At 60.1% G+C, this 22,823-nt stretch carries 19 protein-coding genes, 1 tRNA gene and 1 riboswitch; of the genes, 7 read left to right on the forward strand and 13 right to left on the reverse strand.

Features of this window, described 5'->3' with window-relative positions; genetic code table 11:
• The first annotated feature begins 42 nt into the window (after positions 1 to 42).
• Entirely contained in the window at positions 43 to 1,032 is a 990-nt protein-coding gene (locus RG540_RS00595; RefSeq protein WP_038583543.1) for an Hsp33 family molecular chaperone, read from the forward strand.
• Positions 1,033 to 1,069: 37 nt separating this feature from the next.
• Here RG540_RS00595 and RG540_RS00600 read toward each other — a convergent pair whose 3' ends face one another.
• The 3 genes from RG540_RS00600 to RG540_RS00610 form a co-directional block, all read right to left on the reverse strand.
• Complete coding sequence (locus RG540_RS00600) at positions 1,070 to 2,656, reverse strand: tannase/feruloyl esterase family alpha/beta hydrolase (RefSeq protein WP_051909201.1); 1,587 nt, start codon at positions 2,654 to 2,656, stop codon at positions 1,070 to 1,072.
• Between the two features lie 115 nt (positions 2,657 to 2,771).
• Positions 2,772 to 3,164 carry a Co2+/Mg2+ efflux protein ApaG gene (gene apaG, locus RG540_RS00605; protein ID WP_038583546.1) on the reverse strand — a complete coding sequence of 131 codons (393 nt, stop codon included), beginning with the start codon at positions 3,162 to 3,164 and terminating at the stop codon, positions 2,772 to 2,774.
• A gap of 160 nt (positions 3,165 to 3,324) precedes the next feature.
• On the reverse strand, positions 3,325 to 4,509 hold the full coding sequence (locus RG540_RS00610) for an O-succinylhomoserine sulfhydrylase (RefSeq protein ID WP_038583549.1): 1,185 nt from the start codon (positions 4,507 to 4,509) through the stop codon (positions 3,325 to 3,327).
• A gap of 44 nt (positions 4,510 to 4,553) precedes the next feature.
• A riboswitch (SAM riboswitch) is annotated at positions 4,554 to 4,632 on the reverse strand.
• Positions 4,633 to 4,705: 73 nt separating this feature from the next.
• Between RG540_RS00610 and RG540_RS00615 the strand changes: the two genes are divergently transcribed.
• The 3 genes from RG540_RS00615 (at position 4,706) to RG540_RS00625 (ending at position 7,508) form a co-directional block, all read left to right on the forward strand.
• Entirely contained in the window at positions 4,706 to 5,800 is a 1,095-nt protein-coding gene (locus RG540_RS00615; RefSeq protein WP_038583552.1) for a 2'-deoxycytidine 5'-triphosphate deaminase, read from the forward strand.
• 53 nt (positions 5,801 to 5,853) lie between these two features.
• A tRNA-Gly gene (locus RG540_RS00620) sits at positions 5,854 to 5,927 on the forward strand.
• Positions 5,928 to 6,098: 171 nt separating this feature from the next.
• Positions 6,099 to 7,508, forward strand: coding sequence for a pyridoxal phosphate-dependent decarboxylase family protein (locus RG540_RS00625; RefSeq protein ID WP_038583555.1), 1,410 nt, complete (start codon positions 6,099 to 6,101; stop codon positions 7,506 to 7,508).
• A 96-nt stretch (positions 7,509 to 7,604) separates the two neighbouring features.
• On the opposite strand, the gene RG540_RS00630 is transcribed toward RG540_RS00625, so the two are convergent.
• The 9 genes from RG540_RS00630 to RG540_RS00670 all read right to left on the reverse strand — a co-directional run bounded on the left by RG540_RS00630 (position 7,605) and on the right by RG540_RS00670 (position 16,998).
• Positions 7,605 to 9,335 carry an ABC transporter substrate-binding protein gene (locus RG540_RS00630; RefSeq protein ID WP_038583558.1) on the reverse strand — a complete coding sequence of 577 codons (1,731 nt, stop codon included), beginning with the start codon at positions 9,333 to 9,335 and terminating at the stop codon, positions 7,605 to 7,607.
• A 74-nt stretch (positions 9,336 to 9,409) separates the two neighbouring features.
• On the reverse strand, positions 9,410 to 9,691 hold the full coding sequence (locus tag RG540_RS00635) for a DUF2160 domain-containing protein (RefSeq protein ID WP_038583561.1): 282 nt from the start codon (positions 9,689 to 9,691) through the stop codon (positions 9,410 to 9,412).
• Positions 9,692 to 9,707: 16 nt separating this feature from the next.
• Entirely contained in the window at positions 9,708 to 10,535 is an 828-nt protein-coding gene (locus RG540_RS00640) for a carbohydrate ABC transporter permease (protein WP_038583564.1), read from the reverse strand.
• 16 nt (positions 10,536 to 10,551) lie between these two features.
• A complete protein-coding gene (locus tag RG540_RS00645) occupies positions 10,552 to 11,418 on the reverse strand; it encodes a carbohydrate ABC transporter permease (RefSeq protein WP_038583567.1) in 867 nt (288 codons plus the stop codon).
• Between the two features lie 3 nt (positions 11,419 to 11,421).
• Positions 11,422 to 12,492, reverse strand: coding sequence for an ABC transporter ATP-binding protein (locus tag RG540_RS00650; protein ID WP_038583570.1), 1,071 nt, complete (start codon positions 12,490 to 12,492; stop codon positions 11,422 to 11,424).
• Positions 12,493 to 12,503: 11 nt separating this feature from the next.
• Positions 12,504 to 13,574: an ABC transporter ATP-binding protein gene (locus RG540_RS00655; protein ID WP_038583573.1), complete on the reverse strand. Its 1,071-nt coding sequence runs from the start codon at positions 13,572 to 13,574 to the stop codon at positions 12,504 to 12,506.
• Positions 13,575 to 13,614: 40 nt separating this feature from the next.
• Positions 13,615 to 15,129, reverse strand: a complete 1,515-nt coding sequence (gene glpD, locus RG540_RS00660; RefSeq protein ID WP_038583576.1) for a glycerol-3-phosphate dehydrogenase — start codon at positions 15,127 to 15,129, stop codon at positions 13,615 to 13,617.
• 101 nt (positions 15,130 to 15,230) lie between these two features.
• Positions 15,231 to 16,013: a DeoR/GlpR family DNA-binding transcription regulator gene (locus RG540_RS00665; RefSeq protein ID WP_038583578.1), complete on the reverse strand. Its 783-nt coding sequence runs from the start codon at positions 16,011 to 16,013 to the stop codon at positions 15,231 to 15,233.
• 106 nt (positions 16,014 to 16,119) lie between these two features.
• Positions 16,120 to 16,998, reverse strand: a complete 879-nt coding sequence (locus tag RG540_RS00670; RefSeq protein WP_038583581.1) for an aldo/keto reductase family oxidoreductase — start codon at positions 16,996 to 16,998, stop codon at positions 16,120 to 16,122.
• 96 nt (positions 16,999 to 17,094) lie between these two features.
• On the opposite strand from RG540_RS00670, the gene RG540_RS00675 reads away from it, so the two are divergent.
• The 3 genes from RG540_RS00675 to RG540_RS00685 all read left to right on the forward strand — a co-directional run bounded on the left by RG540_RS00675 (position 17,095) and on the right by RG540_RS00685 (position 21,089).
• A complete protein-coding gene (locus tag RG540_RS00675; protein WP_038583584.1) occupies positions 17,095 to 18,003 on the forward strand; it encodes a LysR family transcriptional regulator in 909 nt (302 codons plus the stop codon).
• Positions 18,004 to 18,142: 139 nt separating this feature from the next.
• Positions 18,143 to 18,718 carry a cysteine hydrolase family protein gene (locus RG540_RS00680; RefSeq protein ID WP_038583587.1) on the forward strand — a complete coding sequence of 192 codons (576 nt, stop codon included), beginning with the start codon at positions 18,143 to 18,145 and terminating at the stop codon, positions 18,716 to 18,718.
• A 247-nt stretch (positions 18,719 to 18,965) separates the two neighbouring features.
• Positions 18,966 to 21,089, forward strand: a complete 2,124-nt coding sequence (locus RG540_RS00685; protein ID WP_038583590.1) for a bifunctional diguanylate cyclase/phosphodiesterase — start codon at positions 18,966 to 18,968, stop codon at positions 21,087 to 21,089.
• A 25-nt stretch (positions 21,090 to 21,114) separates the two neighbouring features.
• Here RG540_RS00685 and RG540_RS31005 read toward each other — a convergent pair whose 3' ends face one another.
• The gene (locus RG540_RS31005) at positions 21,115 to 22,788 is read right to left on the reverse strand and encodes a sensor histidine kinase (protein WP_157884553.1); all 1,674 of its coding nucleotides are present in this window, start codon (positions 22,786 to 22,788) and stop codon (positions 21,115 to 21,117) included.
• Positions 22,789 to 22,823 lie beyond the last annotated feature (35 nt).

The following is a 22,823-nucleotide window of genomic DNA, read 5'->3' on the forward strand; positions in this document are numbered from 1 at the left end:
GCTTGTGTAAAGGTTTTTGGGTCGGCGCGAAGGAGTGAAGTCATGGCGGAAGCGACTGTGGAACTCAACGAACTCGACTTTGCCGGAGACGACCGGGTCGTTCCCTTCCAGGTGGACGGTCTCGACGTGCGTGGCCGGGCGGTCCAGCTCGGGCCGCTGCTCAACTCCATCCTTAGCCGCCACGAATATCCAGGCCCCGTCGCGCGGCTGCTTGCCGAGGCGATCGTCCTGACGGCCCTGCTCGGCACATCGCTGAAATTCGACGGCAAATTCACGGTGCAGACCAAGGGCGACGGTCCCGTCGATCTGCTGGTCGCTGATTTCTCGACGCCCGACAGTCTTCGTGCCTACGCCCGCTACGACGAGGAGGCACTGGCGGCCGCCGTCACGGAAGGCAAGACTTCACCGGCCGATCTCCTGGGGCACGGCGTACTGGCCTTCACCATCGACCAGGGTCGCGGCATGCAGCCTTATCAAGGCATCGTGCCGATGGACGGCTCATCGCTGGAGGAGATCGCCGGTGTCTATTTCCGCCAGTCGGAGCAGATCCCGACCAGGGTGCGCCTCGGTGTTGCCGAGCTCTTCGATCGCGATGCCGATGGCAAGCCGCGTCACAACTGGCGGGCAGGCGGGCTGGTCGCGCAGTTCCTGCCGCAGGCACCCGAGCGCATGCGGCAGCCGGACCTGCATGGCGGCGACGGCGATGAGCGCGATTTCGAATTCGCCGAGGACGATTCCTGGGCCGAAGCCCGCACGCTGGTGGAAACGATCGACACCGACGAGCTGACCGACCCGCGGGTTGCGATCGAGCGTCTGTTGTTCCGCCTTTTCCACGAGCGCGGCGTCCGGGTTTACGCGCCGCACCCGGTGTTCGACCGCTGCAGCTGTTCGCGCGACAAGATCAAGGGCATCCTCTCGGGCTTCAGCGCTGAGGAGATCGAGGCAAGCGAGGAAGACGGCGAGATCGCTGTCACCTGCGAGTTCTGCTCGACCACCTATCGCTACAAGGCGGATGAATTCGCTGCAGCCTGAAGTCACACGGCGGGAGTTTCCTCCCGCCGTTTTCGTTTCAGGGCATCTTGCATTCGAAGTTGGCGCCATCCTTCACATCGCCGTTGCCGGAATATTTGGCCGATTGCGGGTAGGGGCAGAGCGGCCGGGTCATCGCCGGTTTGCCGTCCTTGATCTGGCTTGCCTGGATCACCGTGGGTGCCTTGCCGTTTTCCACCCAGTCCATCAGCGGCGTGAAAGCGTCGAAGGCATCAGTGCCGTAGCCCGCGGTGCAATGGAACATGCCGGGCACCATGAATAGCCGGTAGAATTCCGCTGTCCGGTCGGCACCCATCTGCTTGCGGACGGCTTCGTAATAGTTCACGCCCATCATCGGGTTCAGCGCCGGATCCGACCAGCCGAAATAGGTGATCATCCGCCCGCCGCGTTTTTGGAACTCGCTGAGGTCCGGATTGGTCGCATCGACGATCTCTCGGATGGCGCCGATCTTCGGATATTCGGCATCGAAGTCGAAGGTCTTCCAGTCGATCGCTTTTCCGGAGGCGGGCAGCATCGCCATGTTCTTGACGAAGGTCTCGCCATAGGCCAGCTGCCGGCTCGGCCCCTGCTCCGATACCATCCACATGTCCCAGCCGCTGACCCCGCTCGGATCGACACCCTCGGTGCCCAACTGCACGCCGGGGAAAATCGTCTCTCCCTTGATCTTCACTCCGCCCGCCAGCGTCTTCAGCGTGTCCACCTGCGCAGGCGTGAAGCAGTCAGAACCGCCGGCCTCGCAGATCTTCAGGTCCTTGGCCGGATCAAAATTGCATTGGCGCGGATCGGCGATCAGCCCATCCTTGGCACCGTCGATCGCATCGCATTTGTCCATCACCGCCTTGGCGAGCACCGGAAGCTGGGCCCGGCTGATCGGAGCCTTGAGGAGCGCTCGTGCATTCCAGACGCCCCAGATCTGCGTATTGGTGAGATCGAGGACTGGCGCTCCGGCGAGGATGCCATCGAAATCGGCCGGATACCGTTGCGCCGCCATCAGCCCTTGGCGTCCACCGGTCGAGCAGCCGTCCCAGTAGGAGAAGGAGGGATGCCGGTCGTAATAGCGCGCGGCGATCGTCTTGGCCGTGTCGACCGTCAGATGCACCGCGCGTGAGCCGTAGTCGATCAAGAGGCCAAGGTCTTGTGCAAAATCCCCGAGCTTGTAGGTGACCGCATCATGGCCGGTGTTCTGCTGGACGGTGAGAAAGCCTTTCGTAAGTGCCGCATTGCGGGTGGCGATCCGCGACGCCGCGGCAAGGTCTTCGCCGGCATACCCGCCATTGCCGAACATGTAGAGCCGGCGGTTCCAGTTGTCCGGAAGGGTGATTTCGAAACGGACCTGCGGCCGGATATAGCCCGTCACCTGGCAATGACCTGGCACGTTGCCGACGCTCGCGACATGCGTGGCTTTCAGCGTCGCGACCTCGGCAAAGGATTGGCTGTTCAGCATGCCGCAGGCGATCTGCGGCGAGACGGTGGCGGAAGCGAAATCCGGCCTGTCCTTCTGATCGATGAAACTGCTTTTGTTTTGTGCGAGCCCTGGCGTAAAGGCCGTAAGCGTCATTAACGCGCAGGACACCAGCAGAATGACCGGCGAAGTGGATCGTGTCATCAAGTACTCCTCCCAAAGACCGTTTGACGGAGCCAAGATGCCGCAGGAGGAAAGGGGTAACAAATAGAAAAACCGCCGCCACCCATAACCTGTAGGTTGTCGTCGGTGGCGCGGTCTAGTTGAGGACGCGCATCAGGCCTGGTGAATCCAGCGAGAAAGCCGGGATCGTCACCTCGAAGGTTTCGCCGTCGTCTGTCTGCATGTCGTAGTGGCCGAACATCAGGCCGGATGGGGTGTCGAGCGGACAGCCCGAAGAATATTCGTAGCTGTCGCCGGGCTTCAGCCGCGGCTGTTCACCGATGACACCAGGCCCGTCCACTTCGTCGACGATGCCGTTCTGGTCGGTAATGTTCCAGTAGCGATGCACGAGCTGCACGGTGAGCGACGAATGATTTTCGATGACGATGCGATAGCCCCAGACATAACGGCTCTCTTCCGGATTGGATTGCTCCTCCAGATAATAGGGCTCGACGGCGACATCGATATCTCTTGTCCGGGCGCGATACATGCGACACCTCAACAAATCTAACTTGGTTCGATATTGTACAGAGGCGCCGCAACGTCAAGAATTCTCGCGGTTTGAACAACCGAGTATGGGCATTAGTTGAAGTTAAGGATAACCGGGATGGTGAATTTCTGGTCGATCCACCACCCCGGAAAGCCAAGGCTTACATGCCGGCCTTTGAAAGCGCCCGAGCGAAATCCTCGATCAGGTCGTCGGTATCCTCGATGCCGGCCGACAGACGCACGGTGCCGGGCGAAATGCCGAGTTCGGCACGGGCCTCGTCCGTCAGGTTCTTATGGGTCGTCGTCGCCGGATGGGTGATCAGGCTCTTGGAATCGCCGAGATTGTTGGAAATCCTGACGATCTCCAGCGCGTTCTGCAGCTTGAAGGCCGCGTCCTTGCCGCCCTTCAGCTCGAAGCAGACGAGCGTCGAGCCGGCCTTCATCTGCCGGGCGATGATATCGGCCTGCGGATGGTCCTTGCGGCCCGGATAGATGACCTTTGCGACCTGCTTTTGGTCGGCGAGGAAGTCGGCGATCTTCGAGGCGCTCTCGGTCTGCTGCTTGACGCGCAGCGGCAGGGTTTCGATGCCCTTCAGCAGCGTCCAGGCATTGAACGGCGACATGGCCGGGCCCGTATGACGGAAATAGTCGTGCAGGTTCTCGTCGATCCAGGCCTTGTCGGATAGCACGACGCCGCCGAGGCAGCGGCCTTGGCCGTCGATATGCTTGGTGGCCGAATAGACGACGATATGCGCGCCGAGTTCCAACGGCTTCTGGTAGAGCGGGGTCGCAAACACGTTGTCGACGACGACCTTGGCGCCGATCTGGTTGGCGAGCTTGGCGACGCCGGCGATATCGACCACTTCGAGCGTCGGGTTGGTCGGGCTCTCCAGGAAGAACACCTTGGTCTTCGGGGTGATCGCCTTTTCCCAGTTTTCCAGGAAGCGCCCGTCGACCAGCGTGCATTCGATGCCGTATTTCGGAGCGAGCGTCTCGACCACCCAGCGGCAGGAGCCGAACAGGGCACGGGCAGCGACGATATGGTCGCCGGCCTTCAGCTGGCAAAGGATCGCGGCGGTAACGGCAGCCATGCCGGACGCTGTGGCGCGGGCGTCTTCGGCGCCTTCCAGCATGCACATGCGCTTCTCGAACATGTCGTTGGTTGGGCTGCCGTAGCGCGCGTAGATGAAGCCGTCGGTCTCGCCCTTGAAGCGCGCTTCCGCTGCTTCAGACGTGTCATAGACGAAACCCTGTGTCAGGAAGATCGCTTCCGACGTTTCGCCATATTGCGAGCGCAGCGTGCCGCCGTGTACGAGTTGAGTTGCCGGGCGCCAATTCTTAGTCATGCGTGTTCCCCATTCAGAACAAAAAAACCGGTCGCATAAGCAGACCGGTTTCGCACCCGGTCTTTTTAGCCACTTATTTAACGTGGCTGCAAGCCGACCGGCCAAATCACCACGGGATAAGATTGGCATAGCGCCGCGTCCCGCTTGCGTCAATGGCTCGCATTTGGTTTTGTCGCCTCGAAAACTTGAGAGAGACATGATGGCTCGCGAAACGGGAATTTTGGCGGACCGCGCGATCGCGGCGCTTTTCGACAGTGGACGGCTGATTTCCGAACGTGAGCTGGACCGGGACCAGATCCAGCCGGCAAGCCTGGACCTGCGCTTGGGTGCCAAGGCTTTTCGCGTCCGCGCCAGCTTCATGCCGGGCCCGACGAGCCTGGTCTCCGATAAGCTCGATCGCCTCAAGCTGCACGTTATCGATCTTTCCGACGCCGCCGTGCTGGAAACCGGCTGCGTCTACATCGTGCCGCTGATGGAACGGCTCGATCTGCCGGCCAATATGTCTGCCTCCGCCAATCCGAAAAGCTCCACCGGCAGGCTCGACATCTTTACCCGCGTCATCACCGATTACGCCCAGGAGTTCGACAAGATCCCGACCGGTTATTCCGGGCCGCTCTATCTCGAAATCTCGCCCCGTACGTTCCCGATCGTGGTGCGCCGCGGTTCGCGTCTGTCGCAGATCCGCTTCCGGGTCGGCAATGCGCTGCTGAGTGAGCCGGACCTTCTGCAACTCCACAACGACGAAACCCTGGTCGCATCCGCCAAGCCAAATGTCTCGGGCGGCGGCATCGCCCTGTCGATCGACCTTTCCGGCGACAGCGTCGGCCTGATCGGTTATCGCGGCAAACACCACACGGCCGTCGTCGACGTCGACAAGAAGGCCCAGCACGACATCTTCGATTTCTGGGAACCGCTTTACAGCCGCGGCCGCAACGAACTGATCCTCGATCCGGATGAATTTTATATCCTCGTCTCGCGCGAGGCGGTGCACGTGCCGCCGCTCTATGCCGCTGAGATGACGCCCTTCGATCCGCTGGTCGGCGAGTTCCGCGTCCACTATGCCGGTTTCTTCGATCCGGGCTTCGGCCACGAGGCGGCAGGGGGACGGGGCAGCCGGGCGGTGCTCGAAGTGCGCAGCCACGAAGTGCCCTTCATCCTCGAAGACGGCCAGATCGTCGGCCGCCTAGTCTACGAACACATGATGGACAAGCCCGAAGGCATGTACGGCACGGGCCTCGGCTCCAACTACCAGGCCCAGGGCCTCAAACTGTCCAAGCATTTTCGCGCCTGACCCCACCTCCGGCTTGACAGGCGAGGCCGTCTGTTGGAAGTCTGAAACCTGACGCGGGTGTAGCTCAATGGTAGAGCAGCAGCTTCCCAAGCTGAATACGAGGGTTCGATTCCCTTCACCCGCTCCATTTTCCCCTTTGTCCGGCCTGTAGACTATCAGCGATTTCCCGTCGCTTGATGATGGACGGCCAGGTTAGCGGAATTGACCATCGCGTGGTAAGTTGGCGCAGGGAGCTCCGATCCCAACAGCATGCATTACAAGCCGCCATCACAGTCGCGATGACACGGGGACGCAGTCCATGGCCGACGGCATAGACGCACTTTTCGCGCAGGCGGCGCATCTGGCCGCCGGCTTCCGCCATGTCGACCCTCAACTCCACCGGCCGCAACTGCAATACCAGGAATGCCTGGCGACGCTCGTCGAAGACCTCCAGGAGGAGACGCTGTCGATGGAAGACGTCCTTCTGCAGCTCGTGGAAAAGGCAGAGCCGGGGCTCCACCGAACGACCGGGCCGTCTTTTTTTGGCTGGGTGATTGGTGGCTCTCATCCGATGGGCGTGGCGGCAGACTTCCTCACGAGCGCCTGGGGGCAAAACGCGGGCAATCACACAGCGTCTCCTGCCGCCGCATCCTTCGAGAAGGTGGCAGCCACCTGGCTCCTGGACGTTCTCGGCCTGCCTGCGCAATCTTCCGTGGGCTTTGTGACAGGAGCGACTGTCGCCAACTTCAGCTGTCTGGCCACCGCGAGAGGCGAAGTGCTTCGGCGAGTCGGCTGGAACGCCGATGCAGACGGGCTTTTCGGCGCGCCGCCGATCACCGTTATCATCGGTGACGATGCCCACACGACGGTTTTTTCAGCCTTGCAGTTCCTGGGGCTTGGGCATGACCGCGTTGTCAGGGTAGCCACCGATCCGCAGGGACGTATCCTTGCCAGCCGTTTCGAGGAAGCGGTCAATAAAACGGCTGGTCCAACGATCGCCATCCTTCAGGCCGGACAGCTCAACACGGGGGCCTTTGATCCGTTCGCCGAACTTATCCCGGTCGCCCGAAGCAGGGATGCCTGGGTGCATGTGGATGGCGCATTTGGCCTGTGGGCCAAAGCTTCCCCTTCGACGCGGCACCTTTGTCCCGGAGTGGAGTTGGCCGATAGCTGGGCCACCGACGGCCATAAGTGGCTCCAGACCCCCTATGATAGTGGTTATGCGATTGTAAGGGACGAAGTCGCCCATCGCCGCGCCATGACGATCGCTGCCAGTTACCTCCCCATTGCCGCAGAGGGAGAGCGTGACCCGTCACATTATGTGCCGGAGCTTTCAAGACGAGCACGCGGTTTTGCTACTTGGGCAATGATGAAGCATCTCGGCCGAAACGGCATCGCCCGTCTCGTCGAAGGCTGTTGTTCCTCCGCGCGGATCATTGCCGAGCATCTGTCGCGCGAGTCGGGCGTCGAGATTTTGAACGACGTCGACCTAAACCAGGTGATCTGCCGCTTCGGCTCGGATCTCTCGGCAACCGATGCCGAAGATATAACGAGACGAACTATCGCGCGGCTACAGCGCGAAGGAACGATTTTCGTGACAGGAGCCAAGTGGAGAGGGATCGACGTCATGCGGATTTCTGTAAGCAACTATCAGACTGACGCAAACACGGCGATGCTGGCTGCGGAGACGGTGTCGGCAGCGTTCCGGAATGAGCGGTTGGACAACTAAACTGCGGCAGGCACTCCGCCCAGCAGCAGGTGCGCTGGCGGACGGAGACTTTGCAGTCGGTGGTCGCCGGGCGCCCTGAGCGCCCGGCGAACCGGCTTACTTCTTGGTGTCAGCCCAGCTCTTTACAAGTTCGTCGTAGTTGACGGTAACGGGCTTCTCTTTCTCGGCTGCGATCTTGAGCTGCGGAGCGAGGTTGCCTTTCGCGACGGCATCCTTGTTCCAATACGCGAGATCGTGTTCTTCGGCGAGCTTCGGTCCGATGTCGCCCTGGACCTTGGCGCGCTCCAGGCGCTGCAGGACCTTTTCCTGCTCGGAGCAAAGCGAGTCCATGGCCGCCTGGGCGGTCTTGGCGCCCGACGACGCATCGCCGATTGCCTGCCACCAGAGCTGCGCGAGCTTCGGATAGTCAGGCACGTTCGTGCCGGTCGGCGACCACTGGACGCGAGCCGGGGAACGGTAGAACTCGATCAGACCACCGAGTTTAGGCGCGCGATCCGTGAAGCTCTTGTGGCGGATGGTGCTCTCGCGGATCAATGTCAGACCGACATGGCTCTTCTTGACGTCCACCGTCTTCGAGGTGACGAACTGGGCATAGAGCCAGGCCGCCTTGGCGCGGTTGGTGGGCGTGGACTTCATCAGCGTCCAGGAGCCGACGTCCTGATAGCCGAGCTTCATGCCGTCCTTCCAGTAGACCCCGTGCGGAGACGGTGCGAAACGCCATTTTGGCGTGCCGTCCTGATTCATGACAGGCAGGCCTGCCTTGACCATGTCGGCGGTGAAGGCCGTGTACATGAACATCTGCTGGGCAATCTCGCCCTGAGCCGGCACCGGTCCGGATTCCGAGAAGGTCATGCCCTGGGCGGCGGCCGGTGCGTAGGCCTTCAGCCAGTCGAGGTATTTCTGGATGGAGTAGACGGCCGCCGGGCCGTTCGTATCGCCGCCGCGCGCGACGCAGGAGCCGACCGGACGGGATTTCTCGTCGACCTTGATACCCCATTCGTCGACGGGCAGGCCGTTCGGCAGGCCTTTGTCGCCGTTGCCCGCCATGGACAGCCACGCATCGGTGAAGCGCCATCCGAGCGAGGGGTCCTTCTTGCCGTAGTCCATGTGACCATAGACCTTCTTGCCTCCGACCTCGCGGCCGGTGAAGAAGGCGGCGATGTCCTCATAGGCGGACCAGTTCACCGGAACACCGAGATCGTAGCCGTATTTCGCCTTGAAATCGGCCTTGTTCTTTTCGTCGTTGAACCAGTCGTAGCGGAACCAGTAGAGGTTGGCGAACTGCTGGTCCGGCAGCTGGTAGAGCTTCTTGTCCGGCGCCGTGGTGAACTTGAGGCCGATGAAGTCCTCAAGATCGAGGCCGGGATTGGTGACGTCCTTGCCTTCTCCCGCCATCCAGTCGGTGAGCGAGCGGGCCTGCTGATAACGCCAATGCGTGCCGATCAGGTCGGAGTCGTTGACGTAGGCGTCGTAGATGTTCTCGCCCGACTGCATCTGCGTCTGCAGCTTTTCGACGACGTCGCCTTCACCGATCAGGTCGTGGCTGACCTTGATGCCGGTGATTGCGGCAAAGGCTTGCGCCAGAACCTTCGATTCATACTCGTGCGTCGTCAGGGTTTCGGAAACGACCTTGATGTCCATGCCGGCAAAAGGTTTCGCCGCATCGATGAACCACTGCATTTCCTTTTCTTGTTCGGCACGGGAAAGCGTCGAAAGTTCGCCGACTTCTTTGTCCAGGAATTGCTTTGCCTCATCCATGCCGGCATAGGCGGAACCGGTCAGAGCCAGCAGCATTGCCGCTGTCGTTGTCATAAGATGCCGTCGCATTTTATCCTCCCAGAGTTTTGCGATTGCAATTTCCGTATCGGGCGGCGGTTTTCCCGCCACCTTTTCAGCTTGCCTTAAACGAAGCGGAAGACGCCGATGGCGTAGGCCACTGCGAGGGCAAGAGCCCACCACAGGTTGGGGCCGATCAGCCCCAGCCATGCAAGATGAATGAATGCTGCGCCGAGCAGCGAGATGAAGAGCCGGTCTCCCCGCGTCGTCTCGAAACGCAGGATGCCGATCCTGGGCGAACCGCCCGGCGCAAAATATTCCCAGATGCTCATGCCGACGAGCAGAGCGAGGATCGTCAGAAAGAACAGCGCCGTGGGAAGCGTCCAGGCCATCCATGAAAAGTTCATGTGTGGTTCCTCCTTGTCAGACCCGCCCGAGGGCAAAGCCCTTGGCGATGTAGTTGCGGACGAAATAGATGACGAGCGCGCCGGGAACGATCGTCAGCACGCCGGCCGCTGCCAGCACGCCCCAGTCCATGCCGGAGGCGGAAACGGTGCGCGTCATGATGGCGGAAATGGGCTTGGCGGCAGTCGTCGTCAGCGTACGGGCGAGCAGCAGTTCCACCCAGGAAAACATGAAGCAGAAGAAGGCGGCGACCCCGATGCCCGAGGCGATCAGCGGCATGAAGATCTTCACGAAGAACCGCGGGAACGAATAGCCGTCGATATAGGCGGTCTCGTCGATTTCCTTCGGTACGCCCGACATGAAGCCTTCCAGGATCCAGACGGCAAGCGGCACGTTGAACAGGCAATGGGCGAGGGCGACCGCGATATGCGTGTCGATGAGGCCGAAGGCGGAATAGAGCTGGAAGAAGGGCAGGGCGAAGACGGCGGGCGGCGCCATGCGGTTGGTGAGCAGCCAGAAGAACAGATGTTTGTCGCCGAGGAACCTATAGCGCGAAAAGGCATAGGCAGCCGGCAATGCCGCCAGCACCGAAATCAAGGTGTTCAGGACCACATAGATGATGGAATTGATGTAGCCGTTGTACCAGGACGGATCTGTGAAGATCACCATGTAGTTCCTGAGCGTCGGGTTCTGCGGCCAGAGCGAGAATGCACCGGTGATCTCGGCATTCTCCTTGAAGCTCATGTTGACGAGCCAGTAGATCGGCAGGAGCAGGAAGATGATGTAGATCGTCGAGACCAGCCAGGAGAGATTGCCTGCAGGCTTGTATTTGATTGTCTTCGCCATGGTTTTCCTCCCTCCTTCAGGTGTCTGCGTCGCTGCTGGTCATCACGGTGTAGAAGATCCATGACAGCAGCAGGATGATGAGGAAGTAGACGATCGACATGGCGGCGGCCGGCCCGAGGTCGAACTGCCCGACCGCCGTCTTGACGAGATCGATCGACAGGAAGGTCGTCGAGTTTCCCGGGCCGCCACCGGTCACCACGAAAGGCTCCGTATAGATCATGAAACTATCCATGAAGCGCAGCAGGACGGCGATCAGCAGCACCCGCTTCATCTTCGGCAGCTGGATGTAGCGGAAGACCGACCACCTGGAAGCGCCATCGATCTTGGCCGCCTGATAATAGGCATCCGGAATGGAGACGAGACCGGCGTAGCACAAGAGCACGACGAGGCTCGTCCAGTGCCAGACGTCCATGACGATGACGGTGATCCAGGCATCGAGAGGATCGCGCACGTAATTGTAGTCTACGCCGAGCGCCGCCAGCGTGTGGCCGAGGAGCCCGATATCGACGCGGCCGAAAACCTGCCAGATCGTGCCGACGACGTTCCACGGGATAAGAAGCGGAAGAGCCATCAGCACTAGGCAGACCGGAACGCCAATACCCTTCTTCGGCATGTTCAGGGCAATGAAGATGCCGAGCGGAATTTCGAGCGCAAGGATGATGAAGGAGAAAAGCAGATTGCGCTGCAGAGCTTCCCAGAAACGGGCAGAATGCAGGATCTCGTCGAACCAGTCGGTACCGGCCCAGAAGAACGCGTTGTTGCCGAACGTATCCTGGACCGAATAATTCACCACGGTCATCAGCGGAATGGCCGCCGAAAAGGCGACGAGCAGGAGCACGGGAAGCACCAGAAACCAGGCCTTGTTGTTCCACGTCTTTTCCATGGTTCAGGCCTCCCTGCCAACGCGCCACGAATTGGCATAGATATTCAGCGCAGCGGGATCGAAGGTGACGCGAGCCTCAGCCGGAATCTCTGCATCCTCGGAAACGACAATCGCCATCGGTTGCCCCGCAAGGCTCGCGCGGACGATCCTGCGCCGGCCGATATCTTCGATGCGCGTTATCGTGACAGGCATTCCCTCCCGGCCGATGCGAATGAATTCCGGTCGAATGCCGAGCTCGACCCGGTCTCCCGCAGTAATCTTCGGTGCATGGTCGAGGGCGATTGTCTCACCCCCGAGCGTGATCGTGCTGCCATGGACCTCGGCGGGCATCACGTTCATGCCGGGGGAGCCGATGAAATAACCAACGAACGTATGGCTCGGTCTCTCGAAGAGCTCGGCCGGCGTTCCGATCTGAACGATTTGCCCGTCGTACATCACGACAACTTTGTCCGCGAAGGTGAGCGCCTCCGTCTGATCATGGGTGACATAGACCATGGTGAAGCCGAATTGCTTGTGGAAGCGCTTCAACTGGGAGCGGAGCACCCATTTCATGTGCGGATCGATGACCGTCAGGGGTTCATCGAAAAGGATCGCGTTGACGTCGTTGCGGACGAGACCTCTCCCGAGCGAAATCTTCTGCTTCTGATCGGCCGTGAGCCGCTGGGCCTTGCGGTTCGACCAGTCGGAGAGATCGATGATGTCAAGCATCTCGCGGACGCGGCGATTGACATCCGGCTCGGCGATGCCCCGGTTGCGCAAGGGAAATGCCAGGTTGTCGTAAACGGTCATCGTGTCGTAGATCACCGGAAACTGGAAAACCTGGGCAATGTTGCGTTCCTGCGTGGAAAGATTGGTGACGTCGTTGCCATCGAACAGAATACGACCGTGGGACGGCTGCAGCAGGCCGGAAATGATGTTCAGCAGGGTGGTCTTGCCGCAGCCGGAGGGGCCGAGCAGGGCATAAGCGCCACCATCGGCCCATTCGTGATCGACTTCGCGCAGCGCGTAAGCCACGTCGGATTTCGGATTGGGACCGTAGGCGTGGCGGATGTGATCGAGCGTGATGCGTGCCATGTTCCCCTCCTTCAAGCCGCCGCCGCGATGGCGCGGCCGTCTGTTCCGAAAGCCATCAGATGACGGGTATCCAGGAAGAGCTCGATTTCCGTATCCGGGTCGATATCGTGGATGCCGGGAGCGAGCATGACCCAGCGCACACCGTTATAGTGCATATGGACGAAGCTTTCGGAGCCGGTGATTTCCGAGATCTGCGTTTGAGCCTTGAGCCTCGCTGCGTTGCCTGTCTGCGCCGTGAGCCCCAGGTGATGGGGATGAAAGGCGATCGTCACCGGGCCGTCCGGCACACTGGAGAGATGCGATGGCACGGCAAGGCTGTCTGTTCCCAGATACTGGAATGAGCCGCCGGACTTGACTACATCGATGAAGTTGAGTGGGGGATCGGCAAATGTCTTGGCAGTCACGAGGTCTGCCGGGCGACGATAGACCTCGATCGTCGGCCCGAACTGGGTGATCCGTCCTTCCGAGAGCGTTGCCGTATTGCCGCCGAGCAGCAAGGCTTCGGACGGTTCGGTCGTCGCATAAACGAAGATGGCGCCGGATTGCGCGAAGATCTTCGGCAGTTCCTCGCGCAGTTCCTCGCGAAGTTTGTAGTCGAGATTGGCGAGCGGCTCGTCCATCAGCACCAGGCTGGCATTCTTGACGAGGGCGCGGGCGAGCGCCGTACGCTGCTGCTGCCCACCCGAAAGATTGAGCGGCGTCCGATCGAGATAAGGCGTCAATCTCAAAAGTTCCGCCGCCTTGCGGACTTCCCGGTCGATCGTCGTTGCGTCCTTGCCGGCGATACGCATCGGCGAAGCGATGTTTTCGTAGACGGTCAAGGCCGGATAGTTGATGAACTGCTGATAGACCATCGCGACATTGCGTTTTTGCACCGCAACCCCGGTGACATCGGCGCCGTCGAAATACACGGAGCCGCTGGTGGGACGGTCAAGCCCAGCCATCAATCGCATGAGTGACGTCTTGCCCGAGAGCGTCGGGCCAAGCAATACGTTCAGCGAGCCGCGATCCAGTGCAAGATTGGTCGGATGAATATGATATTCACCACCCACCATCTTGGCGACGTTGCGCATTTCCAGCATTCGAGTTCCCGTGCCTCCTCACACCGGGAACACATGCCGCTTATCCGGCCATTTTTGCCGGGACAGCAGCCATGTACTCCTCCAGATACTCTTTCTCAGTTTCGCTCAGCCGCAAACCGTCTTTGGTTCTCCGCCAGAGCACGTCCTGCGCACTCATGGCCCATTCACGGTCGATAAGATATTTGACCTCGGCCTCGTAGAGATCGCCGCCGAAGTGGTGACCAAGATCCTCCATCTTGGCCGCCCTGTCGAGGATCATCCCGGCGCGGGTTCCATACCGGCGCACCAGTCGCCGCGCATGCCGTTCCTCCAGAAATGGATAGCGGGCCTTGAGTTTCGCTACTTCTTGCTCGTAACCTTGGGCCGCAAAATCGCCGCCCGGCAGGTGGCTCTTCGCCGTCCAGGGCCGGCCCTTTGCTCCGATCGCTTCGGCGATCTTCTCGAGCGCATGTTCCGAAAGCCGGCGATAGGTGGTCAGCTTGCCGCCGAACACGTTGAGCAACGGCGCACCCTGGGTGTCGTCGAGCTTCAGCACATAGTCGCGCGTTGCTTCCTGCGCCTTTGAGGCACCGTCGTCGAAAAGCGGGCGAACCGCCGAATAGGTCCAGACAATGTCTGCCGGCCGGACCGACTCCCGAAAATACTCGCTCGCAGCATTGCAGAGATAGGTCGTCTCCTCTTCGGAGATTTTCACGTCTTTCGGATTGCCGGAATAGTCCCGGTCGGTCGTACCGATAAGGGTGAAGTCGTTTTCGTAAGGGATCGCGAAAATGATGCGATTGTCCCGGTTCTGAAAGAAATAGGCCCGGGATCCTTCGAACTTCTTTTTCACCACGATATGGCTGCCCTGGACAAGGCGCACATGGCGGGCGTCATTGTTGCCGAGCGCCTCGCGGATTACCTGATCCACCCAGGGACCTGCAGCATTCACCAGCATGCGGGCCTTGTAGGTCTCTGCCCGTCCCGTGCTGGTGCCGACTGTTTCGATCATCCAGAGGCCGCCTTCCCGACGAGCGGCAACCACCCGGGTGCGCGGCAGGATCAAAGCACCGCGATCGGCTGCATCCCGGGCGTTCAGCACCACCATCCGGGCATCGTCGACCCAGCCGTCGGAATATTCGAATGCCTTGGTGAAAAGCGGCTTCAGAGGCTTCCCGGCCGGGTCGGTGCGCATGTCCAGCACGGCGGTCGGCGGCAGCAGCTTTCGACCGCCGAGATGGTCGTAGAGAAACAGGCCCAGCCGGATCAGCCATGCCGGGCGGATGCCGCCCTTGTGGTATGGCAGGACGAAGCGCAGCGGCCAAATGATGTGCGGTGCCATCGCCCAGAGGGTTTCGCGCTCCATCAGCGATTCCCGCACCAGCCTGAATTCGTAATGTTCGAGATAACGCAGGCCGCCATGGATGAGTTTGGTGGCGCCGGAAGAGGTGCCCGAGGCAAAATCGTCCATCTCCGCAAGCGCAACGGAATAACCGCGCCCGGCCGCATCACGTGCAATGCCGCAGCCGTTGATGCCGCCGCCGATCACGAAGATGTCGTGGATTTCCTCGCCCATCATTCCCCTCGCCGAACCGAAATGGACAGCAATCCACAAACGTTGTGAACCTGAAACGGATTAAATCGAAAATATTCCGAATGTCAAATGAAACTCCGGGGCTATAAATCCAATTCCTCGTCTTTCGAAGTTTCCACGAGCGCCACACCGTTCACAAGGCATACATCTCGGATCGACGGCGAAGGGCAATGGTCGGTGATAAAGGTTTGGACCTGTGAGATCTGGCCGATGCGCACGGGCGCAGTGCGCTCGAATTTTGTCGAGTCGGCGACCAAAATCACGTGTCTGGCATTGGCGATGATTGCCTGGGCAACTTTCACTTCGCGAAAATCATAATCGAGAAGGGCGCCATCCGGATCGATCGCCGAAACGCCGATAATCGCATAGTCGACCTTGAACTGGCGGATGAAGTCGACTGCGGCTTCACCCACAATGCCACCGTCTGACTGACGAACGACACCGCCGGCAATGACCACCTCGATTTCGTCCAGAAGGCGCAACCTATTGGCCACATTGATATTATTGGTGATTACCATCAGTTCGCGATGATTGACCAGCGCCTCGCTGACCGCCTCCGTGGTGGTGCCGATATTGATGAAGAGCGAAGCGTTGTCCGGAATAAGATTGGCGGCGGCGACGCCGATCGCCTGCTTTTCCGCAGCGGCGATCTGCCGGCGTGCGTCGTAACGGACATTCTCGTTACTGCGGGGAAGGGTAGCGCCGCCGTGGATACGCGTGAGAATTTGCTTGTCGCATAGATCATTCAGATCTTTGCGGATCGTCTGCGAGGTCACCGAAAACATTGCCGCCAAGTCGTCGACGAGGACCCGGCCCGCAGTTTTCGCGCGTTCGACAATCTTGGCCTGACGATCCGTAATAAACATCCGACCCCTCCGTTTCGCTTTTCTTTCACTTCTAACGAAAGCGCGCGTGAAGGCAAAGGCCGTAGACCGATTTTTCGGGGTCGGATGCGAGTGCTATCAGAAGTCTTCAGTCGGCGAGGACGCCGGATACGCCTTCGAGCTCCGTCATCACGGTGTCCGACAGCTGCAGTTCAGCCGCGGCGAGATTTTCACGCAGGTGGGGCACGGACGAGGTTCCCGGGATAAGCAGAATATTCGGTGCCCGACGCAGCAACCAGGCAAGTGCGACCTGCATCGGCGTCGCGTCCAGGCGCTGGGCAACGTCCGACAGGATCGACGACTGTAGCGGGCTGAAGCCTCCGAGCGGGAAGAACGGCACATAGGCGATGCCATCGCGAGCGAGATCGTCGATCATGGCATCGTCTTGCCGGTGAGCGAGATTATACTGGTTCTGCACACAGACGATCTTGGCGATCCGTTGACCCTCCGCTACCTGTGTCGGCGTCACGTTGCTGAGCCCGATATGGCGAACAAGCCCCTTGCGCTGCAGTTCGGCCAGAGCCGTCAGGGGCGCTTCGATCGAGCCTTCTGCCGGGCCGTGAACATCGAACATGATACGCAGGTTGACGACGTCCATGGCGTCGAGACCAAGATTGCGCAGGTTGTCGTGGACGGCCTGAGTCAGCTGGTTAGCTGAAAATGCCGGGTTCCATGAACCGTCATCCCCGCGTACGGCGCCGATCTTCGTGACGATCACCAGATCTTCGGGATACGGATGAAGCGCCTCCCGGATGATCTGATTGGTCACGTGCGGACCATAAAAATCGCTGGTATCGATATGATCGACGCCAGCCGCGACCGCCTCGCGCAGCACCGCCACTGCTGCGTCGTGATCTTTCGGCGGCCCGAAGACACCCTTGCCCGCAAGCTGCATGGCGCCATAGCCGAGCCGTTTCACGCTGCGGTCGCCGAGGATAAATGTGCCTGCCTGATCTATATTCGACATGGGAATATCTCCTGTTCAAGATGATGTGGATATAGGCCTTGAGAGGCCGCACGAAAATCCGGTACAATCGGCACAGGCCGTGCGGAATTTCGAACGATGAAAATCGACCTGGGTGATCTGAATGCTTTTGTGGCGGTGGCGCGCGCTGGTGGGTTTCGCGAGGGTGCGCGCGCCACGGGTAGCAGCGCATCGGGATTGAGCGAGGCGGTGCGGCGGGTCGAGGCCCAACTTGGGGTGCGGCTCCTCAATCGCACGACACGCAGCGTGGTGCCGACGGAGGCAGGGGCAGGTCTCCTGGCTCGACTGACCCCAGCGCTTACCGAGGTCGATGCTGCCCTCGACGTGATCAACAGGTTTCGCGACAAGCCTGCCGGCGCGCTACGTCTCAATGTACCGGTCAGCGCCGCCCGATTGGTGCTCCCGGCGATCATCCCGGCGTTCCTCGCGGCCTATCCCGACATACGGCTCGAAATCGTCGCCGATGACAATTTCGTCGACGTGCTGGCTGCCGGATGCGACGCCGGCATCCGCTACGACGAGCGGTTGGAGCAGGACATGATTGCGGTGCCGATCGGTCCGCGGCTGCAGCGCTTCGCGGCCGCGGCATCCCCGGCATATCTCGATCGCCATGGCCGCCCCGATCATCCCCGCGATCTGCTTGGCCATGCCTGTATACGCGGGCGTTTTGCGAGCGGCGCAATGATACTCTGGGAATTCGAGCGGGACGGCGAAGTGGTGCGGGTCGATCCGACAGGACCGCTGATCGTGCAGGTGGGTGCGGCAACCGATCTTGCCGTCGATGCAGCGATTGCCGGCACCGGTATCATGTCGCTGTTCGAGGACTGGCTGCGGCCCCATCTCGACAACGGCTCACTCGAACCCGTGCTCGAGCCATGGTGGCAGCAATTCTCCGGTCCATTTCTCTATTACCCCGGCCGGCGGCTCGTACCAGCGCCGCTGCGGGCCTTCATCGATTTCGTTAAGGTTTCGTCCAATCAACGGTGACGGGCGGGGCGCGTATTTAGCGTCAATCGCGCGCCATTTCCGATATCGAATTTCCGTCCGTCGGCATCAGATCCTGCTGCCAGTCGCCGATAGGAACCACGTTCCCGATCGGGCGTTGAGGAGGCGCGCGGAGAATGAAATGGTTGGTAATTGGATTCATCTTTGCATCGACATGCAGCGGATGTTCGCTGAAGACACCCCATGGCACGTGCCCTGGATGCGCGAAGTATCGCCGCAGATCCAGGAGCTATCCGGCCGCCATCCTGAGAATACCATCTTTACGAGGTTCGTGACGCCGACGCGCCCCGAAACGACGGAGGGGATGTGGCGTGTGTATTATGAAAAGTGGCGGATGATGACACGCGAGCATCTTGATCCCGGCCTTGTCGACCTGATCCCCTCATTGAAGCTCCTTGTCCCTCCTGCGGGCATATTTGACAAGATGACTTATTCTCCCTGGGTAAGCGGAGAGTTGCACCGAATGCTGCTGAAAAAGCGTATCGAAACCGTGGTCCTGACCGGTGGTGAGACCGACGTTTGCGTCCTCGCCACAGCGCTTGGCGCCATCGATCTTGGGTACGGCGTGGTCGTGCTGAAGGATGCCGTCTGCAGCGGAGCCGATGACACACATGATGCGTCGCTCGAACTTCTGGGAGACCGCTTCTCTGTTCAGTTGCGTCTGACAACCACGGAAGAGTTCCTGCGGGAGCTTTAGAATGCTGGTCCGACTGAATTGGTCGTGACTTAGGGGTTCGCTCTGCGGAACTCTCCAGCCTGTTCGTACCCGAACGGCCTGCCCTGTTTCATTATCCGGGATCCGCTCTCTGTCGAGATATTAACGAGTCGTTGACTAAGTACTTTAGTGATTTTTAATATTCGTACATGCTATTTGATGCGTGCAGCGCAACGCGGACATGACGTCTTCTGCAGCCTTGGGCAATTCAATAAAGCTGGGATCTGTCATGCTCGCACGCCGACCGAAGGAGAGCCGTGAAGGCTACTCCGTTTTCATTGCCACGTCGCTACTCCTTCTTGTCGCCGTGATCCTTGGCGGGATGGGTGCTCATGTCGTTGACCGCATGCGCAGTTCCGCAAACGCGCTCGATGACAACAGAGCCATATTGGCGGCAGAGGCTGCCGTCTCGTCGTTCAAGGGAAAACTTGCGGCAACGGTGCGGGACAATGCCGTTTGGGATGAGGCCTACAAGGCGATAACGCAAGGGGATCGCGACGCTTGGACTTATGAGAATTGGGGCAAGACCAGCGCGGACTACGCGCTCTATGACGGGGTCGTGCTGACAGCCCCGGCAGGCGGTAAGAGCATCGCCTATCTTAAAGCCAATATAATAGATCCGCACGAATATCTTGGTGCAAAATTTCTGGGGCAAACGGAATCAGCCGCGCGGCCTGGTATGGACCCCACCGTCAACTTCTTCAGAAGCGGCGACGATATCATTGCAGTCGCGTCGGAAGCGGTTCAGCCGTTCGGATCACAGGTTGAGGATTCGCAGTACTATATCCTCAGCTTCTTCAAGACCCTGACTTCCGAAGTCGTGGCCGAGATGGCCAAAGATCATCAGCTCCCGGAACTCCACATAACCTACAGGCCAGCAGCCGATCTCCTGAATTTGCCGCTGACGGATATCGACAGAATTGAAGTCGCGCGTTTGGCTTGGCCAAGTGCCGCTCCCGGGAATACGATTTTCGACGAGGTGCGCCCCTTTATTGCCGCCGCGATCGCAGTCCTCGGCGTTTATCTGGTCGGTGTCCTGTATGCAGGCTGGTCGGAAACGCGCCGCTTGAAGAGCTTGGCTGATCGCGCCCGGCACGAGGCCACCCATGATAGTCTCAGCGGTCTCTTGAACAGGCTCGGTCTGATTGAGGGAATGGACCGGCTGATGCAGGCTAACAAGAGCCGAATGCTGGTTTTGCACCTTATCGATCTCGACGGCTTCAAGGCTGTCAACGATGCCTGGGGACATGCGATCGGCGATCAGCTGATCAGGCTGGTGGCGGAAGCCCTGCGTGATATTCATCCCGACGCGGCTGGTGTCGCGCGGTTGGGCGGTGATGAATTCGCTCTTATCCAGCTGGGCTCCGCCAACCTCGCCGAGCTTGACGACCAACTTCTTGAACGTCTCAAAAAGCCGTTTTTCATCGAAGGCCGTACGATCGAAATCGGGGCGAGCATTGGGGTAGCTTCCCGTGATGACGCAGAGGATGCGCACGAACTCCTTCGTCGGGCGGATATGGCCCTTTATGAAGCGAAGGAAACGGGCAGGGGATGCGCGATCATCTACCATCCAGATCTTGACCGCCAGCGCGAGAAGATCGCGGCGTTGGAAAGCGAGCTTCGGCGCGCACTTCAGAAGGATGAGATCCAGCCGGTCTTCCAGCCTCTGGCTTCGGCGGCCTCCGGAGACATCACAGGTGTGGAGGCGCTGGCAAGATGGAGGCGCGCCGAAGGAGCAATCGGCCCGGACGCCTTCATACCGCTGGCGGAGAAATGTGGATTGATCGATATCCTGGGCCTCCAGATGCTTCGAAAGTCCATCGTGGCGTCGAAGGCGTGGGCTCCGCTCTCCTTGTCGGTCAATGTCTCTCCGATCCAGCTGTGCAACCTCAACTTTGCGGGGGATGTGCTCGCCGTTCTGGAAGAGGAGGGTTTTGACCCTTCTCGACTGACACTGGAGATCACCGAAGCGGTTCTGATGTCTAACCCCGAGCAGGCGCGACGCTCCATCACCGCCCTGAAATCAGCCGGCATCCGTTTTGCCCTCGATGATTTTGGCGCCGGTTATGCCAGTATCGGCACGCTTCGTGAATTCGGCTTTGACCGGATGAAGATCGATCGCTCCTTGGTACAAGCCATGGATGATGGGAGCACTGGCCGGAACGTCCTGACGGCCACGATCTCCTTGGCTATGGCGCTCGGAATTCCGGTCACGGCGGAAGGCATCGAATCCGCCGATCAAGCGGACGCCCTTCGAGTTGCCGGTTGCGATCAGCTGCAAGGCTACCTGGTGGGCAGGCCCATGGGACGAGACGAACTTGTATCCTGGCTCGCTTCATCGATTGCCGCATAAAGAGCTCTTCTCGTGACGCGAAGCCCTACGCCGACTGCTGTTGCCTGACTTCTTCGAACGGCAGCTCGACCGTGAAGGTCGTACCTCGTCCCAGAATGCTCCGGACCGAGATCGCCCCTCCGTGCAATTCGACAATTTCCTTGACGATATTGAGACCGATCCCCGTTCCCGCGATTCCGGTGGCGCTGCGGGCGCGAAAGTAGGGTTCGAACAGTTTCGGCAGGTCGTCGGCATCCATGCCGATGCCGGAGTCGCTGACGCCGACAATAACTCGCCCACCGTCCTTCCCTCCGCTGACATGAATGTTGGAACCGGCGGGTGAATATTTGACCGCGTTCGACAGCAGATTGGAAAAAACCCGCTCTATTGCGTCCCTGTCGATCATCTGCAGCGCTGGGATTGCATCCAGATTGTGGCTGATCGTGTGGCTTTTGCTGAGCTCGGCTCGGCTTGCAATGCATTGACGAAGTATAGCGCTGAGCGAACTGGCTTGTTTGTTGATGGCAATGGTCCCGGTCTCCAACCGCCCGGCGGCGAGGATGCTTTCCATCAGCTCGACCATGCGGGCGACTGCGCCCTTGATCTGCAGGGCCTTGCCCTCCAGGAATTGCGGAGTCACAGCCGTCTTTGTCCGCGTGAGCCGCTGGGCCGCTCCGTCGATCACGGCCAAAGGCGTCCTGAACTCGTGCGATATCATCCCGACGAAACGGCGCTGCAGCGCATTGATACCCCGTTCGTGCTGGAGAAGGCGGTCCAGCTCGATATTCTTTTCCTGAACTTCCGCCGTTCGGTCGAGAACGATCTTTTCGAGCTCGTCCCGATGCTGGCGCAGTCTCCGCTCGCTGGACTGAAGCGCCTTGAGGGCAAGTTGCCGGTCATGGACGTCCTCAAGGAGCCCATACCAGCGGACGACCCCGCCGTTGCCGTCGAGCCGAGCTGCCGCGCGGTTCCGATACCACCGATACCGCCCCCTCGCTGTCCCGATTCTGTAGATCATGTCGAACGGTGCGCCGGTCTTGACCGAGAACTCCCATTTGGCAATGACCTCAGGCAGGTCCTTCGGATGCAAGGTCTTCTCCCACCCGCGCCCCAGGGCTTCGCCGACTTCCCGTCCGGAGGCGTTCTGCCACCCGGGGCCGACTTCGACGACATTGCCCAGCGCGTCGGCTAACCACGGTGTCTGGGGATGCAGCTCAATGAGAGACCGATAATGTTCCTCACTTGCCCGCAGGACCTTCTCGGCATGGCGGAGCTCCGTAATGTCGGAAATGACGGCGATCACGATCGGCTTCTTCCCCGCAGCCGTTGGTAAGAAGGACCGCCGCTTGTGTGTCAGAAGCGTCCGGGCCGAACCATCCGGACCGGTGACATTCTCCTCGAACAGCAGCTCCTCACCGGTAGCCAGCACTCCCGCATCCATCTCTCGGATCCGTTCGGCTTCGCCTGCGGGCAAGAAGTCACGGTCGGTGCGGCCAAGTATGTCGCCGAGGCCGACGCCGAACATCTCGCACGCCGTGCTGTTGAGGAACAGGAAGCGTGACTCTTCGTCCTTGATGATTGTGGGTCTCGGGGCGCCTTCGAAAAGGTCTTCCAAAAGTTCGCGATGGGATGTGTGCAGATCAGGTCCGATGGCGGAGTCTTGGTTCATTCGCAAGGGTCCAGGTCTACTCGCGTAATTTGATCGGTGCCTAATGTACAATCGGAGCGTTACCGAATGCTGAAACCAAGGGGGGC

This window comes from Neorhizobium galegae bv. orientalis str. HAMBI 540, from assembly GCF_000731315.1.
In the GTDB taxonomy this organism is placed as follows: domain Bacteria; phylum Pseudomonadota; class Alphaproteobacteria; order Rhizobiales; family Rhizobiaceae; genus Neorhizobium; species Neorhizobium galegae.

Excerpts from the sequence above, each read along its gene's own strand:
- RG540_RS00630 (WP_038583558.1), bottom strand. The coding sequence starts at position 9,335 with ATGCGACGGCATCTTATGACAACGACAGCGGCAATGCTGCTGGCTCTG.
- RG540_RS00655 (WP_038583573.1), bottom strand. The coding sequence starts at position 13,574 with ATGCTGGAAATGCGCAACGTCGCCAAGATGGTGGGTGGTGAATATCAT.
- RG540_RS00625 (WP_038583555.1), top strand. The coding sequence starts at position 6,099 with ATGGCCGACGGCATAGACGCACTTTTCGCGCAGGCGGCGCATCTGGCC.
- RG540_RS00680 (WP_038583587.1), top strand. The coding sequence starts at position 18,143 with ATGGTTGGTAATTGGATTCATCTTTGCATCGACATGCAGCGGATGTTC.
- RG540_RS00665 (WP_038583578.1), bottom strand. The coding sequence starts at position 16,013 with ATGTTTATTACGGATCGTCAGGCCAAGATTGTCGAACGCGCGAAAACT.
- glpD (WP_038583576.1), bottom strand. The coding sequence starts at position 15,129 with ATGGGCGAGGAAATCCACGACATCTTCGTGATCGGCGGCGGCATCAAC.
- RG540_RS00640 (WP_038583564.1), bottom strand. The coding sequence starts at position 10,535 with ATGGCGAAGACAATCAAATACAAGCCTGCAGGCAATCTCTCCTGGCTG.
- RG540_RS00685 (WP_038583590.1), top strand. The coding sequence starts at position 18,966 with ATGCTCGCACGCCGACCGAAGGAGAGCCGTGAAGGCTACTCCGTTTTC.
- RG540_RS00600 (WP_051909201.1), bottom strand. The coding sequence starts at position 2,656 with ATGACACGATCCACTTCGCCGGTCATTCTGCTGGTGTCCTGCGCGTTA.
- RG540_RS00650 (WP_038583570.1), bottom strand. The coding sequence starts at position 12,492 with ATGGCACGCATCACGCTCGATCACATCCGCCACGCCTACGGTCCCAAT.
- apaG (WP_038583546.1), bottom strand. The coding sequence starts at position 3,164 with ATGTATCGCGCCCGGACAAGAGATATCGATGTCGCCGTCGAGCCCTAT.
- RG540_RS00670 (WP_038583581.1), bottom strand. The coding sequence starts at position 16,998 with ATGTCGAATATAGATCAGGCAGGCACATTTATCCTCGGCGACCGCAGC.
- RG540_RS00645 (WP_038583567.1), bottom strand. The coding sequence starts at position 11,418 with ATGGAAAAGACGTGGAACAACAAGGCCTGGTTTCTGGTGCTTCCCGTG.
- RG540_RS00635 (WP_038583561.1), bottom strand. The coding sequence starts at position 9,691 with ATGAACTTTTCATGGATGGCCTGGACGCTTCCCACGGCGCTGTTCTTT.
- RG540_RS00675 (WP_038583584.1), top strand. The coding sequence starts at position 17,095 with ATGAAAATCGACCTGGGTGATCTGAATGCTTTTGTGGCGGTGGCGCGC.
- RG540_RS00595 (WP_038583543.1), top strand. The coding sequence starts at position 43 with ATGGCGGAAGCGACTGTGGAACTCAACGAACTCGACTTTGCCGGAGAC.
- RG540_RS00610 (WP_038583549.1), bottom strand. The coding sequence starts at position 4,509 with ATGACTAAGAATTGGCGCCCGGCAACTCAACTCGTACACGGCGGCACG.
- RG540_RS00615 (WP_038583552.1), top strand. The coding sequence starts at position 4,706 with ATGATGGCTCGCGAAACGGGAATTTTGGCGGACCGCGCGATCGCGGCG.